The 15665-nt window shown below is 66.2% G+C and carries 15 protein-coding genes and 1 pseudogene; 11 read left to right on the forward strand and 5 right to left on the reverse strand.

The features are described 5' to 3' along the window. A partial coding sequence (locus H582_RS33400; RefSeq protein ID WP_205621422.1) for a hypothetical protein occupies positions 1-585 on the forward strand: 585 nt, incomplete at its 5' end. A gap of 102 nt (positions 586-687) precedes the next feature. Here H582_RS33400 and H582_RS0112430 read toward each other — a convergent pair. Both H582_RS0112430 and H582_RS0112435 read right to left on the reverse strand, forming a co-directional pair. Continuing rightward, entirely contained in the window at positions 688-1362 is a 675-nt protein-coding gene (locus H582_RS0112430) for an HAD family hydrolase (protein ID WP_028598790.1), read from the reverse strand. Positions 1363-1448: 86 nt separating this feature from the next. Then, positions 1449-2309 carry an AraC family transcriptional regulator gene (locus H582_RS0112435; RefSeq protein ID WP_028598791.1) on the reverse strand — a complete coding sequence of 287 codons (861 nt, stop codon included), beginning with the start codon at positions 2307-2309 and terminating at the stop codon, positions 1449-1451. A gap of 209 nt (positions 2310-2518) precedes the next feature. On the opposite strand from H582_RS0112435, the gene H582_RS0112440 reads away from it, so the two are divergent. The 8 genes from H582_RS0112440 (at position 2519) to H582_RS27295 (ending at position 10614) form a co-directional block, all read left to right on the forward strand. Then, positions 2519-3166: a DUF2087 domain-containing protein gene (locus H582_RS0112440; protein ID WP_028598792.1), complete on the forward strand. Its 648-nt coding sequence runs from the start codon at positions 2519-2521 to the stop codon at positions 3164-3166. Between the two features lie 191 nt (positions 3167-3357). Then, a complete protein-coding gene (locus tag H582_RS27285; protein WP_240479012.1) occupies positions 3358-4989 on the forward strand; it encodes a spore germination protein in 1632 nt (543 codons plus the stop codon). Further along, positions 4982-6100 carry a GerAB/ArcD/ProY family transporter gene (locus H582_RS0112450; RefSeq protein ID WP_028598793.1) on the forward strand — a complete coding sequence of 373 codons (1119 nt, stop codon included), beginning with the start codon at positions 4982-4984 and terminating at the stop codon, positions 6098-6100. The genes H582_RS27285 and H582_RS0112450 overlap by 8 nt, the downstream gene beginning before the upstream one ends. Next, complete coding sequence (locus tag H582_RS0112455) at positions 6093-7298, forward strand: Ger(x)C family spore germination protein (protein WP_043111229.1); 1206 nt, start codon at positions 6093-6095, stop codon at positions 7296-7298. The genes H582_RS0112450 and H582_RS0112455 overlap by 8 nt, the downstream gene beginning before the upstream one ends. 10 nt (positions 7299-7308) lie before the next feature. Then, positions 7309-7515, forward strand: a complete 207-nt coding sequence (locus H582_RS0112460) for a CLC_0170 family protein (RefSeq protein ID WP_028598795.1) — start codon at positions 7309-7311, stop codon at positions 7513-7515. 24 nt (positions 7516-7539) lie between these two features. Further along, complete coding sequence (locus H582_RS27290) at positions 7540-8118, forward strand: spore coat protein (protein ID WP_052333186.1); 579 nt, start codon at positions 7540-7542, stop codon at positions 8116-8118. A gap of 108 nt (positions 8119-8226) precedes the next feature. Continuing rightward, a complete protein-coding gene (locus tag H582_RS0112470; RefSeq protein ID WP_028598796.1) occupies positions 8227-9027 on the forward strand; it encodes an AAC(3) family N-acetyltransferase in 801 nt (266 codons plus the stop codon). 204 nt (positions 9028-9231) lie between these two features. Then, positions 9232-10614: an amino acid permease gene (locus H582_RS27295; RefSeq protein ID WP_052333187.1), complete on the forward strand. Its 1383-nt coding sequence runs from the start codon at positions 9232-9234 to the stop codon at positions 10612-10614. A 233-nt stretch (positions 10615-10847) separates the two neighbouring features. Here the strand turns inward: H582_RS27295 and H582_RS27300 are convergent. The 3 genes and pseudogenes from H582_RS27300 to H582_RS0112490 all read right to left on the reverse strand — a co-directional run. Beyond that, positions 10848-11567: pseudogene (locus tag H582_RS27300) on the reverse strand (YqcI/YcgG family protein); the annotation flags it as partial. A gap of 212 nt (positions 11568-11779) precedes the next feature. Further along, a complete protein-coding gene (locus H582_RS0112485) occupies positions 11780-12406 on the reverse strand; it encodes a LysE family transporter (protein ID WP_028598797.1) in 627 nt (208 codons plus the stop codon). Between the two features lie 79 nt (positions 12407-12485). Next, the gene (locus tag H582_RS0112490; protein WP_028598798.1) at positions 12486-13091 is read right to left on the reverse strand and encodes a DUF1989 domain-containing protein; all 606 of its coding nucleotides are present in this window, start codon (positions 13089-13091) and stop codon (positions 12486-12488) included. 199 nt (positions 13092-13290) lie between these two features. Between H582_RS0112490 and H582_RS0112495 the strand changes: the two genes are divergently transcribed. Continuing rightward, positions 13291-13755: an acyl-CoA thioesterase gene (locus H582_RS0112495; protein WP_028598799.1), complete on the forward strand. Its 465-nt coding sequence runs from the start codon at positions 13291-13293 to the stop codon at positions 13753-13755. Positions 13756-13973: 218 nt separating this feature from the next. Beyond that, positions 13974-15224, forward strand: coding sequence for an MGDG synthase family glycosyltransferase (locus tag H582_RS27305; protein WP_084137162.1), 1251 nt, complete (start codon positions 13974-13976; stop codon positions 15222-15224). Positions 15225-15665 lie beyond the last annotated feature (441 nt).

The following is a 15665-nucleotide window of genomic DNA, read 5'->3' on the forward strand; positions in this document are numbered from 1 at the left end:
ACCGCACTCCCTAAAGGTAAAAACGGCATTAGGAAGCGCCGTAGCTCGGAAACCGAACTCCCTAAAGGAAAAAACGGCATTAGGGAGCGCCGTAGCTCGGAAACCGCACTCCCTAAAGGCAAAAACGGCTTTAGGAAGCGCCGGAGCTCGGAAACCGCACTCCCTAAAGGTAAAAACGGCATTAGGAAGCGCCGTAGCTCGGAAACCGAACTCCCTAAAGGAAAAAACGGCATTAGGGAGCGCCGTAGCTCGGAAACCGCACTCCCTAAAGGCAAAAACGGCTTTAGGAAGCGCCGGAGCTCGGAAACCGCACTCCCTAAAGGTAAAAACGGCATTAGGAAGCGCCGTAGCTCGGAAACCGAACTCCCTAAAGGAAAAAACGGCATTAGGGAGCGCCGTAGCTCGGAAACCGCACTCCCTAAAGGCAAAAACGGCTTTAGGAAGCGCCGGAGCTCGGAAACCGCACTCCCTAAAGGTAAAAACGGCATTAGGAAGCGCCGTAGCTCGGAAACCGAACTCCCTAAAGGCAAAAACGGCATTAGGAAGCGACGGAGCTCCTGCGCGAATGACGCGGAGGGGGCTTAAGGAAGCCCTTATCCATGAAGAAGGCTGTTCCCCGTCCAGCGGACGGAAGGAACAGCCTTTTTCCTTTCTCTGCAGCAGCCCAGACCACCGCGCCGGATCCGCTTACGCTTGCGCCAGGCCAAGCCCGAGCTCTGCGAGCGGAATGTCAGCGACCGAATCGACGATCCAATCGGCTTCGGACAGGTCCTGCCGGCCGGAGTTCGGGTTGCGCAGCCCGATCGCGCGCATGCCGGCCGCCTTGGCGGCCCGAACTCCGTTGCGGGAATCCTCCAGCACGACGCAGGCGACCGGCGAGACGCCGAGCTGGCGGGCCGCCTCCAGGTACACGTCCGGAGCGGGCTTTCCCATCGGCACCTCTTCGCCGCTTACGATGCAGCCGAACTTGTCCAGCAGGCCGAACTGGCCGAGCACCGCTTCGATGAAGACGCGCGGCGAGGACGAGGCGACGCCGATGCGCACGCCAGCGGCGAGCAGACGGTCGGTCAGCTCCGCGACGCCTTGCATCGCGGTCAGGCCGCTTGCCGCCAGCGCCTCCAGCTTGCGGTTCATCTGGAGCTCGATGATCTCGGCGATCGATGGCGCGAAGCCGAACTGCGCCCGCAGCAGCTTCCACATTTCCGGGTTGGTCATGCCCACGTAAGGCTCCAGTCCGTGCTGGTCGATTTCTGCGCCGAGCGTGCGGACCGTTTCGATGTCGACGGCGAAGTGCAGCGGCTCGCTGTCGATGATGACGCCGTCCATGTCGAACAAAAACGCTTGCTGGGTCATCTTTTCCATGTTTCGCATCCCTCCTGAGCTAGTCTAGATAGGGCATGAGCCTGTTGCTCGCCGTGCTCAGCCTGCCCGTCATAGCCGCCCGCCGCTCAATCGCCCGCCCGTCCGACGACGGGGATCCACAGCTCGTTGCGGTTCTCCTCCGGCGCGAGGTACGCTTCCACCGCAGGCAGCGCCGCCAGCTCGTAGCCGGCGGAGGGCACCCATTCCCGGTAAAAGCGGCTCCAGACGTCCTGCAGCGCCTCCGGAGGTCCGGCCGCCTCGAACACCGCCCACTGCGAGGCCGGAAACGACAGCTCGCGCCAGCCCTCCGGCGCCGTCTCGCGGGAGACGCAGGCGAGGATGTAGTCGAACCGCTCGCCTTGGCCCCAGCTGCCTCCGGCGCAGATGCCGAGGATGCCCGGCGGCCGCCCGCCCGGCTCTCCCAGCTCGAGGAAGCGCGCGAACGCTCCTTCCGCGGCCGCCTTCTGCCACAGCTGCGGCACCTCCGCGAACGCCTCGCTTGTCGGCACGCTCGCCCCCATTCCAATCGCGCGGAACGCGGGCAGTCTTTCCATCCGGTAGTTCATGTCGGATCCTCCCTGAGCTTCGAATCGAAAGGCGAGGCGGGGGAAGGCCCGCAGACGAGCCCCGGGCCGCCGCGCCTCCGACGGCGCGAGGCCATGCTGCTGGCGGAACGCCCGGGCGAACGCTTCCGGCGACTCGTAGCCGTAGCGCAGCGCGACGTCGATCACCTTTCCGCCTTCCGCCTGGAGATCGGCCGCCGCCAGCGTCAGCCTTCTCCTGCGCACATAGTCGGCCAGCGTCATGCCGGCGAGATAGGAGAACATCCGCTGGAAATGGTAGGCCGGACAGCCGGCCCGGCGCGCCGCCTCGGCATACGAGACCTCGCTGCGGAGGCCGCTCTCCAGACAGTCGACCGCGTCGTTCATCTTGCTGGACCAATCCATGCTCCACGACCTTTCGTCCTTTCAAGCCTACCATGCTCTTCCGGTCCGGCGCCTAGCCGCGGACGCGCGCCTGCGGCTAGCTTCCGGTCCGGCACTCCTCCTATTCTGCGGCTCCGAGGGCATGTCCGCAACCGTTCCTCTTGACGCGGCATGAACATTTGATTATGATCTAATTAGATTTATGTCTAATTAATTGAGGGGGAAGCGCCATGCAGCTGGAAAAAGTCGTCGCCTACCATAAGGCGCTCGCCGATCCGACCCGCATCCGCATGCTGATCCTGCTGGCGGACGGAGAGCGCAACGGCCTGGAGCTGGCCGAGCGGCTGTCGCTCGCGCCGGCGACGATCACCCATCATGCCGCCAAGCTCCGGGAAGCCGGGCTGATCGGAGAGCGGCGGGAGAAGAACGCGATCTATTTTTCCCTCAACGAATACTTCCTGCGCGATGGCGCGGACGCCGCGACGGAGCTGATCCTGCGTTCGCGCGGAGGCTCGGAGAGAGAGGAGACGAAGACGGAGATGGACGAATCGAGGCGATCCGGGGAGCAGGCGCGCCGGGAGGAGCTGGAGAAGTACCGGAGCGGCGTGCTGCGCAGCTTCTTCGACCGCGAGGGGAGGCTGAAGAGCATCCCGGCCCAGCTCAAGAAGAAGCTCGTCGTGCTGGAGCATCTGGCGCAGAAGCTGGAGGCGGGACGCAAGTATCCCGAGAAGGAGATCAACGCCTTCATCCGCGAGGTCCATCCGGACTTCGCCACGCTGAGGCGGGAGTTCATCATGCATCAGTTCCTGTTCCGGGAAAAGGAGGTCTACGAGCTCAATCCGGTCGAGATGTGGCCGCGCTGGGCCGAGCTTTCCTGACCGGCCGGCGCCGGGCTGCGGCCGCTCTCCGCTTGCGGATGCCGGGCATCGGCAAGCCGCCTCGAACGCTTTTCGGCCCGCCCTCTCCGGCGGGCTTTTCGGCATGCCTCGGGATGCGCGCAGGTACATAATTCCTTCTGCTCCTGGCCATAATACACCCTGAATCTGCCAAGCGAGGAAGGGGGAGCATCATGGCCGGAAGCTGGAAACAGAAGTACAAGCATGCGCGCAAGCCGTCTTCCGTCCCCGTCCTCGACGACGTCCTGGAGCAGTACGGAACGATGAAGGGATCGCCGCGCCTGGACGAGATGCTGCGGATCGTCAAGGAAGTCTATGCGGAGACGGACGACCTCTCGATCCGCCAGCTGCGCCTGTTCGGCGAATTCGACGCGGCGGCGATCTTCCTGGACACGATGGTGGACAAGCAGGTGATCAACGAGCAGCTCCTGCGTCCGCTCATGGCGGAGGTTTCCCCCGCCCGGCTGGAAAAGCTCCGGAACCGGCGCCTGATCGACATCGTGCTCAGCGAGGAGCTCCACGAGGTCAACGCCTACGCCGAATCCAACGTCGTTCCGATGCTGCAGGCGCTTTCCTCCGGCCGCACGCTGCTCTGCATCGCCGGCTCCCATGACGCGATCGTGCTGCAGACGCGGAAGGTCGAGAAGAGGGCGATCGAGCAGCCGCAGACCGAGCAGGTCATCCGCGGTCCGCGCGAAGGCTACATCGAGGTGCTCGACACGAACCTGTCGCTGCTGCGCAACCGGCTGCAGACGACCGATCTGTGCATCAAGCTCGCGCCGCTCGGACAGCGGGGCAAGACGAGGACGGCGGTCTGCTATCTGAAGAGCATCGCCGATCCGACCATCGTGGACAACGTCCTGAAGCGGCTGATGCACATCAAGACCGACGCCATTCTCGACGCCGGCTACATCGAGCAGTTCATCGAGGACCAGCCGTTCTCGCCGTTCCCGCAGATCCAGAACACGGAGCGTCCCGACAAGACGGCGGCCGCCCTGCTGGAGGGTCGGGTGGCGATCCTGACGGAAGGCTCGCCGTTCGCCCTGATCGTGCCGACGTTCTTCACCCAGTTCTACCAGACGCTCGACGACTACACGGAAAGGTTCCTCATCGGCAGCCTGATCCGGATGGTGCGGCTGGTCGCGCTGGTTTCCTCTCTGATCTTTCCGGCCCTCTATGTCTCGCTCATCTCCTTCAATCCGGAGCTGATTCCGACGGACTTCGCCGTGGCGATCGCCGGGGGACGGGCGGGAGTCCCGTTTCCTTCCTTCGTCGAGGTGCTCATCATCGAGGGGTCGATGGAGGTGCTGCGGGAAGCGACGATCCGCCTGCCGCAGCAGATCGGGGGAGCGCTCAGCATCGTCGGGGTGCTCGTCATCGGACAGGCCGCCGTATCCGCCGGCTTCGCCAGTCCGATCATGATCGTCATCGTCGCGCTCACGACGATCGGCTCCTTCGCCACCCCCGCCTACAACTCGGCGACGGCGCTGCGCATGCTGCGCTTCCCGCTCATCATCCTCGGCGGCACGTTCGGGCTGTTCGGCGTCATGATCGGCGTGCTGTTCATCGCCAACCACATGCTCGCGCTGGAATCGTTCGGCGCGCCGTACCTGTCGCCGTTCGTGCCGGGCAGCTGGCAGGGGATGAAGGACATGTTCATGCGCGGGCCGATCTGGTGGATGCGCAAGCGGCCCTCCCATCTGTATCCGCAGGATTCCGACCGGCTGCCGCCGGATTCCGCGCGCATTCCGATGGAGCGGACCCTTCATTATGGAGGCAAAGAGGGGGCGGATCGGCATGAATGACACCGGCCGCGAGAGCGCCACGATTTCATCGTTCCAGCTGGGCGCCGTCGTCGCCAGCTCGATTCTCGGCATCGGCGTCCTGACGCTGCCCCGCTTGGCGGCGCTGGCGGTGGACAGCGGAGCCCCGCTGCTCACCTTTGCCGGCATGACGGCCGGCATGCTTTTTCTCGCCGGGCTTGCCTGGCTGATGAGCCGCCACCCCGGGAGCAGCCTGTTCCGCTTCAGCGAGCAGCTGATCGGCAAAGCGCCGGCCCGCGTATTCAACGGGCTGCTGATTCTTTATTTCCTGGTCGTCACCGGCATCACCGCCCGCCAGTTCGGTGAGGCGGTCGTGCAGGTGCTGCTGCAGAAGACGCCGATCGAGATCGTCGTGTCGTTCCTGATCCTGCTGACGGGCCTGACCTGCCGCCGGGATCTGGTCAAATTCGTCTACGTGCATCAATTTTACCTGCCGCTGATCCTGCTGCCCGGCATCATCGTCGTCGCCGTGTCGATGCAGAACGCGGAAACGGTCAATCTGCTGCCGATCCTGGGCAATCATCCGCTCCGCTGGGGGGATGAGCTGGTGCAGATCGCGGCCGCCTCCCAGATCGCGTTCGTCATCGCGCTTCTCGGCCCGATCCTGCGGCGGCCCCGCGGGGCGGTGCGTGCGACAGCCATCGGCGCCACGCTGGCGACGCTCCTGTATACCGCGATCATCATCGCCACGATCGCCGTATTCGGAGCGGAAGAGGTCAAGCTGCTGACCTATCCGACGCTGGAGACGGCCCGCAGCGCCTCGCTCGGCTCCGGCCAGCGGCTCGACGCGCTGTTCCTGATCGTCTGGGTCATCTCCATCTTCACCTCCGTCTACTCCACCTACTATTTCTGCGCGTACGGGACGAGGGAGCTGCTGGGCCTGCGCGACCAGAGGCTGACCGCCACGTTCGGCATGCCCTTCGTCTTCGCAGCGGCGTTTCTTCCCTTGAACATTTTCGAGCTGTATCGTTGGTCGGAACTGCTGAATCTGTATGGAGCGATCCTTTTCGCCGGATATCCGTCGCTGCTGCTGCTCCTCTCCCTGATCCGGCGAGGCGGCAAGCGGACCAAGGAGGCGGAGGGCCATGCGTAGCCTGCTGCTGGCGGCGCTGGCGCTGGCGGGCGCGCTGCTGCTGGCGGGCTGCTGGGACCGGCAGGAGCTCGAGGACCGGGCGCTCATCCTCGGGATGGCGATCGACGAGGCGGACGGCGAGGAGGCGGACGAACATGCGACCCATCTGGCCCCGCCTCCGATGGTCAAAGGCAAGAAGATCCGGATTACGGCGCAGATCGCCATTCCGGGGCGGGTGCCGCTAGGACCGAGCGACAGCGGAGGGGGCGGCAAGGAGGGCGGCATGCCCGTCTGGGTCGTCCGCGTCACGGGGTACTCGATCGACGACGCGCTGAACAACCTGCAGCAGGAGATCGCCGATCCGCGCAGCCTGATCCACCTGCGGGTCATCGTCATCAGCGAGAAGATCGCTCGTGACGGCGTGGAGGACTTGAACGATTATTTCCGCCGGAACTCGGAGGTGCGCCACTCCACCTGGCTGCTCGTCTCCGACATCGAGGCAGCCAGGCTGATGAACGTGGCGCCGCCGCTGGAGCGGGTCCCGAGCCTCTACGTGCTGTCGATGATCGAGAAGTCGATGGAGATGGGCAAGTTCCCCAAGGAGTACATCGGCAGCTTCTGGACCGCGGAGTCGAGCAAGGGGCAGGACGAGTTCCTGCCCTACGTTTCCATCCGGCAGAAGGAGAACATCCTGCTCAAGGGGATCGCCCTGTTCAGCGGGGGCCGGATGGTCGGCCATACGGAGCCGATCGAGATCGGCGCCTACATGGCGATCAAAGGCATGAATCCGGGCGGCTACTCTTCCTTCGCCCAAGTGCCGGACGTCGGGGCGATCATGCTCAATACGTTCCGCCGCCAGACCGAGACCGATATCGATATTGAAGACGGGGTCCCCCATATCAGCATCAAGGTGAGGCTGGATACCCGCATCGAAGAGAGGATCGATCACAAGTCCGACGAATTCACCGCCTCCGACTACCGCAAGATCAAGGAGTACTCGGAGAAGAAGCTGACGAAGATCCTGATCGAATTCGTGCAGTCGACCCAGAAGCTGAAATCGGATCCGTTCGGCTTCGGAGAGGCGGTGCGAGGCCAATATCCCCGGTACTGGAACCGTCACGTCTCGCAGAAGAGCGACTGGGAGCGGCTGTATGCGAAGGCCCGGTTCGACATCGAATGCAACGTCTACATCCGCCGCGAAGGCTTGAAGATGAACTAGGAGGTGCGCCATGCTGATGACCCGATCGCTGTCCCTGATCTTGCTGGCGGCTTGGATGATGGGGTCGGGCCTGATCCTGATCGCCGTAGACGGGCCGATGTATCGGTTCCTGCGGATGGAGCGGGAGAAGCGGGGCGCCAGAGCGCTCGGCTGGACGATGGTCGCGGCCGGCTTGCTGGCGGCCTTGAGCATGGGAGCCTGGCGCTTGTTCCGCTGAAATCGACGAAAAGGAGAGAAGGACATGAACCAAAGTCCGAGGCACGATTCGCAGCACGGGCAGCATGAGGGCTGCGACATGCAGGAGATTCTGGCCGGCATGGTCGCCGTGCTCGACCAGTTCGTGCTGTTCCGGGAGGCGGCGCTCGACCCGGAGCTGAAGCAGCTGCTGGACCGTCAGCACCGCTTCATGCTGGAGCAGTACGAACTGACGCTCGAAAGCTTCTCCACGAGCCGCAAGCCCCGCCGGGAGACGCAGGCCTATCTCATCCCGAATCTGCCCCAGGTGAAGTTCGGGACGTCCCCGGCGGCTCCTGCCAAGCCGATCGCGCAGCCTTCGGAGCTCGCGGACAAGGGCATCGCGGGCTACGCGCTGGGCTTGCTCAAAAGCCAGGCCTCGCTGCTGGCGATGACCAGCCTCGAGCTCGTGCATCCGGTCTGCCGCCGCGTCGTGTCCGCCCAGGTGCCGGAATATATCGAGATGGCGTATGAAGCGTTCCTCTACCTGAACGGCCGCGGCTGGTATCAGGTGCCCGCTCTGCCGGCCGCCGAGGCGCAGCGGATCGCCTCGTCCTTCGCGCCTGCGGGAGGCTCCGCCGGCTGACGGCGGAATGGCGGCGAAATGGCGTCAAGAACGGCTAAGGCCATTCTTTCCCTTTTCCTTTCTTCCTGCCGCGAGGTAAGCTGAAGCGGACGGAAGAGGGGGACACGAATGGAAATGGAGGAGCATCCGCCGCTGACGAAGAGCGGCATCCGGAACGAATTGAAGGCCATGGGCGTGAGCGAAGGCATGACGCTGCTCGTCCATTCGTCGCTGAAATCGTTCGGCCGGTGGATCGCGGGAGGCAGCCAGGCGGTCGTCGAAGCGCTGGAGGAGGCGGTCGGCCCGTCCGGCACGCTCGTCATGCCGACCCAGACGGCCGACCTCTCCGAGCCGTCCAACTGGAGCCGGCCTCCGGTGCCGGAATCGTGGTGGGCGGTCATCCGCGAGGAGATGCCGCCGTATCGGCCGGACCTGACGCCGACGAGGGCGATGGGAGCGGTCGTCGAGGCGTTCCGTCGGCAAGAGGGCACCCGGCGCAGCGCGCATCCGCAGGTGAGCTTCGCCGCGCGCGGGCCGCTCGCCGAGGCAATTGCGGGGGAGCATCCGCTTGTCCCTCCCCTCGGTGAATCCTCTCCGCTTGGACGGCTGTACGAGCAAGGGGCCTATGTGCTGCTGCTCGGCGTCGGCCACGACCGCAGCACGTCCCTGCATCTGGCGGAGCACCGGGCGTCATGGCCGGGCAAGAGCTGGATGCGCCAGGGCGCCCCGATGCTCGTCGACGGCGAGCGCCGCTGGGTCGAGTACGAGGAGCTCGCTTACGACGACAGCGATTTTACGGTGATCGGCGAAGCGTTCGAGGCCGCCTGCCCGCAAGCGAGCCGGGCCCGCATCGGAGACTCCCTCGTCCGGCTGATGCCGATGCGGGAGCTGGTCGACTTCGCGGCGCGGCGGATGGCGCTTCGCGCCTGAGGCGGCGCGCCGTCCGTGCGGCGCGACGGTTCGGCGCCAGGGAGCGGACGATGCCTCGGCCCGTGCGGGGGCGGATGGGAAGCAAGGCGGCAGCAAGGCAGCAAGGCCGGAAGCGGAACGTCGAGCTTCCGGCCTTTTTGGCGCCGGTCCGGGCATAGGAACGCCGCCGGGCGGCTACCCTACCCGGGAAGGGAAGGGATCCAGATGGCGAAGCAGGAAGCAAAAGGACTGCCTTGGTGGCAGCTGTCCTTGTTCGGAGCGGGCTGCACGATCGGCACCGCCTTTTTCCTCGGCTCCGGCATCGCGGCGCGCACGAGCGGCTGGCTGGCGCTGCCCGTATTCGCTGCCGTGGCCTTAGCCACCTATTTCGTCTACGAGGCGCTCGCCCGGATGACCGCGGAGCATCCGGACAAAGGCTCGTTCCGCACCTATGCCGGCGAGGCCTACGGACGCTGGGCGGCATTCGGCACCGGCTGGATCTATTGGTTCTCCGAGCTGCTCATCCTCGGCGGCACGCTGACCGCGCTCGGCCTGTTCAGCCAGGCATGGCTGCCCGCCGTGCCGCTGTGGGCGTTCGCCGGCGGCTACGCCGTGCTGGCGCTGCTCGTCGTCGTGCTCGGCTCCAAGGGCATCAACGCCGCAGAAAACATGTTCGCCGTCGTCAAGATCGCCGCCGTCATCGGCTTCATCGGCGTCTGCGCCTGGTGGCTGCTGCGCGGCTTGGCCTCTCCCGCGGAAGCTCCGGACAGCTGGCGGGAGGCGGCTGCGCCGGGCTGGGGCGGCGCCTGGAGAGGGCTGCTGTACGGGTTCTACGCGTTCAGCGGCATCGAGGTCATGGGCTTCATGGCGGCGGGGCTGCGCAAGCCCGAGGAAGCGCCCAAGGCAGGCGCCTTCATGCTCGCGCTGATCGCCGTGCTGTACATCGGCTCGGTCGCCCTCGCGATGCTGCTCGTGCCGGCAGCCTCGATGAAGCCGGATGCGAGCCCCCTGATCCTGGCTCTGGACGGACTTGGCCTGACGGCGCTGCGGCATGCTCTGAACGGGGTGCTGATCGTATCCGGATTCAGCATCCTCGTCGCCTCGCTGTACGGCGTATCGACGATGCTCGTCACGCTTGCGGAGGGCGGCGACGCTCCGGCCTGGGCCGGGCGGACCTGGGGCAAGCGCAAGCTGCCCGCCGCCGCGCTGCTCGTCAACGCCGCCGGGATGGGCGTGTCCGTCGTGCTGGCGCTGCTGCTTCCGCGCAGCCTGTTCGAGCATCTGGCGACGGCGGGAGGGCTCGTCCTTCTCTATGTCTGGACGATCATCGCGCTGTCTTATCTCAAGCTCGGCCGTCCCGGAGCGTGGGGGCGGATCAAGGCTTGGACGGCGATCGGCCTGATGGCCGCCGCCGCGTCCGGCGCGCTGTCCGAGCCCGCCGGCCGTCCCGGCTTTTATGCCAGCCTCGCCATCGCCGCGGCCGTGGCCGGCGCGACGCTCGTCATGCACCGGCGCTGGAGCGCCGCCGCCGGGCAGCAGCGGCTGCGCGAGTATGCCCGCGCCCGCCGCCGCTCGCCGGGAGGCCGGGAGGGCGGAGGCGCCGTGTGAAGGGGCATTTCTCGGGGCGAGGCGTCCCGCAGGCGCTCACGCTACGACGGTGTTGCCGGGGGCAGAGAGCTCACCTTGGCGATCGGGCCTGCCGGACCGGACGGGCGGACGGGTCCGAGGACGCCGTCCTCCGCAGCGGCGGCTTCCGCAGGCGAGGAGCCTGGAGCGGGGGAGCCGGCGCCGGAGGACGGCGGAGCTTCCGCTTCTTCGGCGCGGCCGAGCCGCCCGCTCAGGAACGGACAGCGCGAGAGGGCGCTGTCGTCATCCCTCAGGAAGTATTGCTGCCACTCGAGATTGTCGGATTGACCGTACCACTTGAGCGCGGGATGGGCGGGAACCTCGTCGTATGCGGCCAGGCGGGAGCGGATGAGCGTCTTCATCTTGCGTCCGAGCGTGGTGGAGTCGTTGATCGCCTGGAACACCCAGCGCGGCTGGAAGGCGGCAAGCATGACCGGGAACGAACGGCTGCGACGGAGCCGATGCGCCGGGGTGGCGCAGAAGGCGAAGTACGGCTCGCCGCCGTAGCAGAACTCCCACTCGTGATGATGCGGATCGCGGGGAATCCCCGCGGGCCAAGGCTGCTTGTCGCGGAGCGAAGCGCGGCGCAGCAGCGACCAGAACCAGGACTCGAACCGCTCGACCGGGACGCCGGCGATCGCCGGCGGCGTATGGAAAAAAACGGCGAGCGAAGCGTACTTGCCGGTGCCGGGCGATAGGGGGCCGTACTGCTCCAGCAGGGAGGCGAGATCGTTTGCCGCTTGCGGCGTTCGCGGATCGGCGGCGAAGCCGTAGCGCAGCTGGCCGCTCAAATACCCCTGGCGTCCGGGAACGCAGGGGTAGGTGTCGCCTTCGTCGGCGATCATGGCGCCGAATTCGCGCCAGGCCGCCTGCTGCCACGGCTCGAGCGCAGAGCCCGTCTCGTCGAGGGTGCGTTTGTCGTAAAGCGTCGCCATGCGTCCATGCTCCTCCTTTTTCCATCCTGCCATCGTATGACAGGAGCGGAAGGGAGGTGTACGTCCGCCCGCATGCCGGAGCGGCGACGACGCGCGGACGACGCGCGGACGACGCGCGTCGTCCGCGTCGTTCAGCTGCTTTCGCCGCTTGTCGCGTTCCGTGTCGGCGCCCTCTCCCGACGGAGCTTCGGCGGAACGCCCGGGGCCCCCGCTCAGGCGGCCAGCTCGACGACCGCCTTCCATCCGAAGTACAGCCCGAATACGAGCAGCGACAGCCCGGCCGCGCCGGAGATGCCCTGCAGCAGGCGGCTGCTTGCGAAGCGCCGCAGCGTGCTGGCCAGCGTCGCCATGACGATGTCCCAGAGCAGGATGCCGGCGAAGATGCCGGTGCTGTGCAGCAGCAGCATCGACAGCCCGCCTTGCCCGGAGCTGCCGGCGATGATCGAGCCGTAGATGCCGAGCCAGAACAGGATGTTCAGCGGGTTGAGCAGCGCCATGAGGAAGCCGGAGCGCAGCGAGTCCAGGCGCGACGCGTCCGCAGTCCCGCGGCCGGCCAGCGGCAGCGAGGAGGAGCGCATCGTCTCGATGCCGGTGTACACCAGCACGAAGAACCCGAACGACCAGAGCAGCGTGCGCATGAAGGCGGTATCGAGAAAGTGGGCGACGCCGAAGTAGATCATCAGCATGTAGAGCGCGTCCGCCGCCATCGCGCCGAGCCCGACGAGCCAGGCATGCAGGAACCCGTAGCGGGCTCCGCGGTCGAGCTGGGCCGCGTTGATCGGCCCGATCGGAGCGCTCAGCGACAAGCCCAGCACGACATACGTCAAGAAAGCATTCACCTTGCATCCCTCCCCGGAGTCGACCAGGCCTGCCTGGTCAAGCTCATTGTATTCCGGGGCTGTCCTTTCTCATGCCTGCTTAGGCATCCTGCGGTCCGAATACCTCGACGCGGATCGGCGTGCAGACGTATCCGTTGCATTCGCTTTCCGAGCAGGGGCAGGCGGAGATGGCGCAGATCAGGTCCGCCTCCGCCCGCAGCTCGATCGCGTCGCCCGCGCGCGAGGTCGGACGCTTGACGGCGATGCTGCCGTCCGGGCCGATGACCGTGTTCATGAACAGGTTGAACGGGTAGTGCTGGTCGGGCTCCGGCAGGCCGTAGGCGGCGAGCGCGCGGCTCAGGTTGTCATGGCAGCTGGCGTGCTCCTTCTTGCCGTACAGCACCTCGTACATTTCCCGCCGGCACGCGGCGTTGATGAAGTCGTGCACGCCGCAGTCGTCGCGCAGCACGGTCAGGATCGGACGATATTTGTTGGAGTAAAGGATGTCGCCCGGAACGACCTTCATCTTGCGCAGCGCGTCCATCGTGACGTTCGGGTCGATCCGCTCGGACGGATCGTCCGCTCGGTAGACGACGAAGTCGGCGACCTGCTCGCCTTGCACGTCGGTGACGCGGATCGTCTGGCCTTGGCGGACGCGGAAGCCGAAGCCTTCCGTTGCCGGCACGAGCCGGTCGAGCTTTTCCATGGGTGCGTTCGCCTCCTGCTTGAGGATGTGGGGGCGTCCGAAGGCGGCTTCTCGGACGGACCCATCCTCTTAATATGGCTGCCGCAGTCTCGCCCCATGCGGACGGGCGCCCGGTTGTGCCCGGCACCGGCGGCATGCTATCCTGCTTGATGACAAGACCGATCGGCGGCCGCCGACGGGAATAAAGGAGACCTGCATCATGAGCAAGGGCGCATTCATGGGAGAGGACCGGCAGGCTTGGCTGGACTCCTTTTCCTTCTCGATTCCGCTGAAGATCCGCTATTGCGAGACGGACATGCTGGGACATGTCAATAATGTGAGCTATTTCATGTACTTCGAGCAGGGAAGGATCGAGTACTTCGAGAATTTGGAACTGACGGAAGATTTATTCAGCCAGAAAACCGTATCCGTCGTCGCCGACCTGGAGTGCCAGTACCTGGATCAGATCTATCTCAAGGACGCGCTGCGCCTGCATGTCAAGACGGCCCGGATCGGCCGCTCGTCGATCGACATCCACTATGCGCTGACGGTCGACGGCAAGCTCAAGGCCGCCGGCCGGGGCGCGATCGTCCTGATCGACACGGCCGGCGGCCGCCCGACGCCGATTCCCGAGCGGGCGCGCGAGGCGATCCGCCGCTTCGAGGGACCTCGGCTGGAGGAGTAGCCCGCCTTAGGTCCAGGTCCAAAAACCGGCTGCGGCCCGAAGGCGGACCGAGGTCCGCCGGGGTAAGCTTTTCTTCAGGGAAATTCGTACATCATGTGGCGGCGGAAAAGCTGCGCAGACTATTTTTCGCCCTTGTCCCGTATGTATATCGTAGCGAGCCGCTCCTGGTCCCGGAACGAGACCCGGGAGGGCGGCCGCAGCCAGAGGAGGAAGCGTACGTGCACGCGAGCAGCCAGCATCGAATTCTAGTCCTGACCGGGACGCTGGGCGAAGGCCACAACCAGGCCGCGCGGGCGATCGCGGAGGCGGCCGCGGGAGCCGCCCCGAACGCCGAGGTGACGATCGTGGACTACATGAAATGGACGCACCCGAAGCTCCACTCGGTCGGACGGTTCTGCTACATGCAGGGCATCAAGGGGCTGCCGTCGGTGTACGGCGTCCTCTACCGGGCGACGCGCGAGGAGAACCGTCTGTCGCTGCTGTTCAAGCAGCTGCGCACGTTCCGCACGGAGCGCATGCTCCAGCTGCTCGAGGAGCTGCGGCCGACGGTCGTCGTCTGCACGTTTCCGGCTGCGGCCGCGGCCATGTCCTACCTGCGTCTCAGCCGGCTGACGCGCGTGCCGACCGTCACCGTGCTCACCGACTACGCCCGGCACAGCTACTGGATCCATCCCGGCACGGACCGCTACATCGTCGGCGCCGAGCCGATCCGCGAGGCGCTCATCGCGAGCGGCGTGTCGCCGTCGCGGGTCGTGGCCACGGGCATCCCGGTGCGCCGCCAGTTCGGCCAGCGCCATGACCGCGCGGAGCTGCGCCGCAAGCACGGCCTCGACCCGCAGCTGCCGACGATCCTCGTCATGGGCGGCGGCGACGGCCTGATCGGACGCAGCGTCATGCGCCTCGTCGAGGAGCAGGGCGGGCTTCCGAGCGCGCAGTTCGTCATCGTATGCGGGCGCAACGAGCGCCTGCGCCGCCAGCTGGAGGAGCGGACGCGCGGCGCCTGCGGCGGGCATCGGATCGTCGTGACGGGCTACGTGCCGTACGTGCACGAGCTGATGGCGGCGGCCGACGTCATGGTGACCAAGCCGGGCGGACTGACCGTCTCCGAGGCGCTCGCGCAGGAGCTGCCGATGATCCTGTTCAAGCCGATTCCGGGGCAGGAGCAGGAGAACTCGGCCTACCTGGCCGGCCTCGGCGCGGCTCTGGAGGCGGGCAGCCGCGGCGAGCTGATGGAGCGCTTGCGCCAGGTGCTGGAGCATGGCGCGCTGCGCGACCGGCTGCGCCGCAACGCGTCGCGCCACAAGCCGGTCGCAGGCGCGAGCCGCGCGCTTCAGGAGATCCTGGAGCTCCAGGATCTCCGCCGCGCGCCGACGGCTGCGGAGGCGTCCGCGCTGGACGCCGCCGTCGCCGCGGCCGTTGCCGGCGGCGCCGCGCTCCAAGCCTCCGCCGCTGCGGCGGCGCAGGCTTGAGGCTGGACTGCTGGCGGCGGAACCGCGCCGCGGCATCGAATAGGATGAAGGAGCAGGCCGAGCCTGCTCCTTTTTGCTGTTCGCCGGATTCGGGCCGTCTCGACCGGCTGCCGTGCTTTCTTTGAAGGGGTCCGGACTGCCGTCATGCCTCGGATTGGAGCGTCCATCGCTCGCTGAGGGGATCCGGACTGCCGTCGCGCCTCGAATTGGAGCGTCCATCGCTCGCTGAAGGGGTCCGGACTGCCGTCGTGCCTAGCCTTGCAGCGTCCATCGCTCGCTGAAGGGGTCCGGACTGCTGTCGCGCCTAGCCTTGCAGCGTCCATCGCTTGCTGACGGGGTCCGGACTGCCGTCGCGCCGCTCGTCCCTGTACAGCTTGAAGCAAGCTAACGACGACTCAGACGGTTGCAGGCGGAAAAACAGCCATTTCCAAGAGATAACGA

Source organism: Paenibacillus pasadenensis DSM 19293, assembly GCF_000422485.1.
In the GTDB taxonomy this organism is placed as follows: Bacteria; Bacillota; Bacilli; order Paenibacillales; family Paenibacillaceae; genus Paenibacillus_O; species Paenibacillus_O pasadenensis.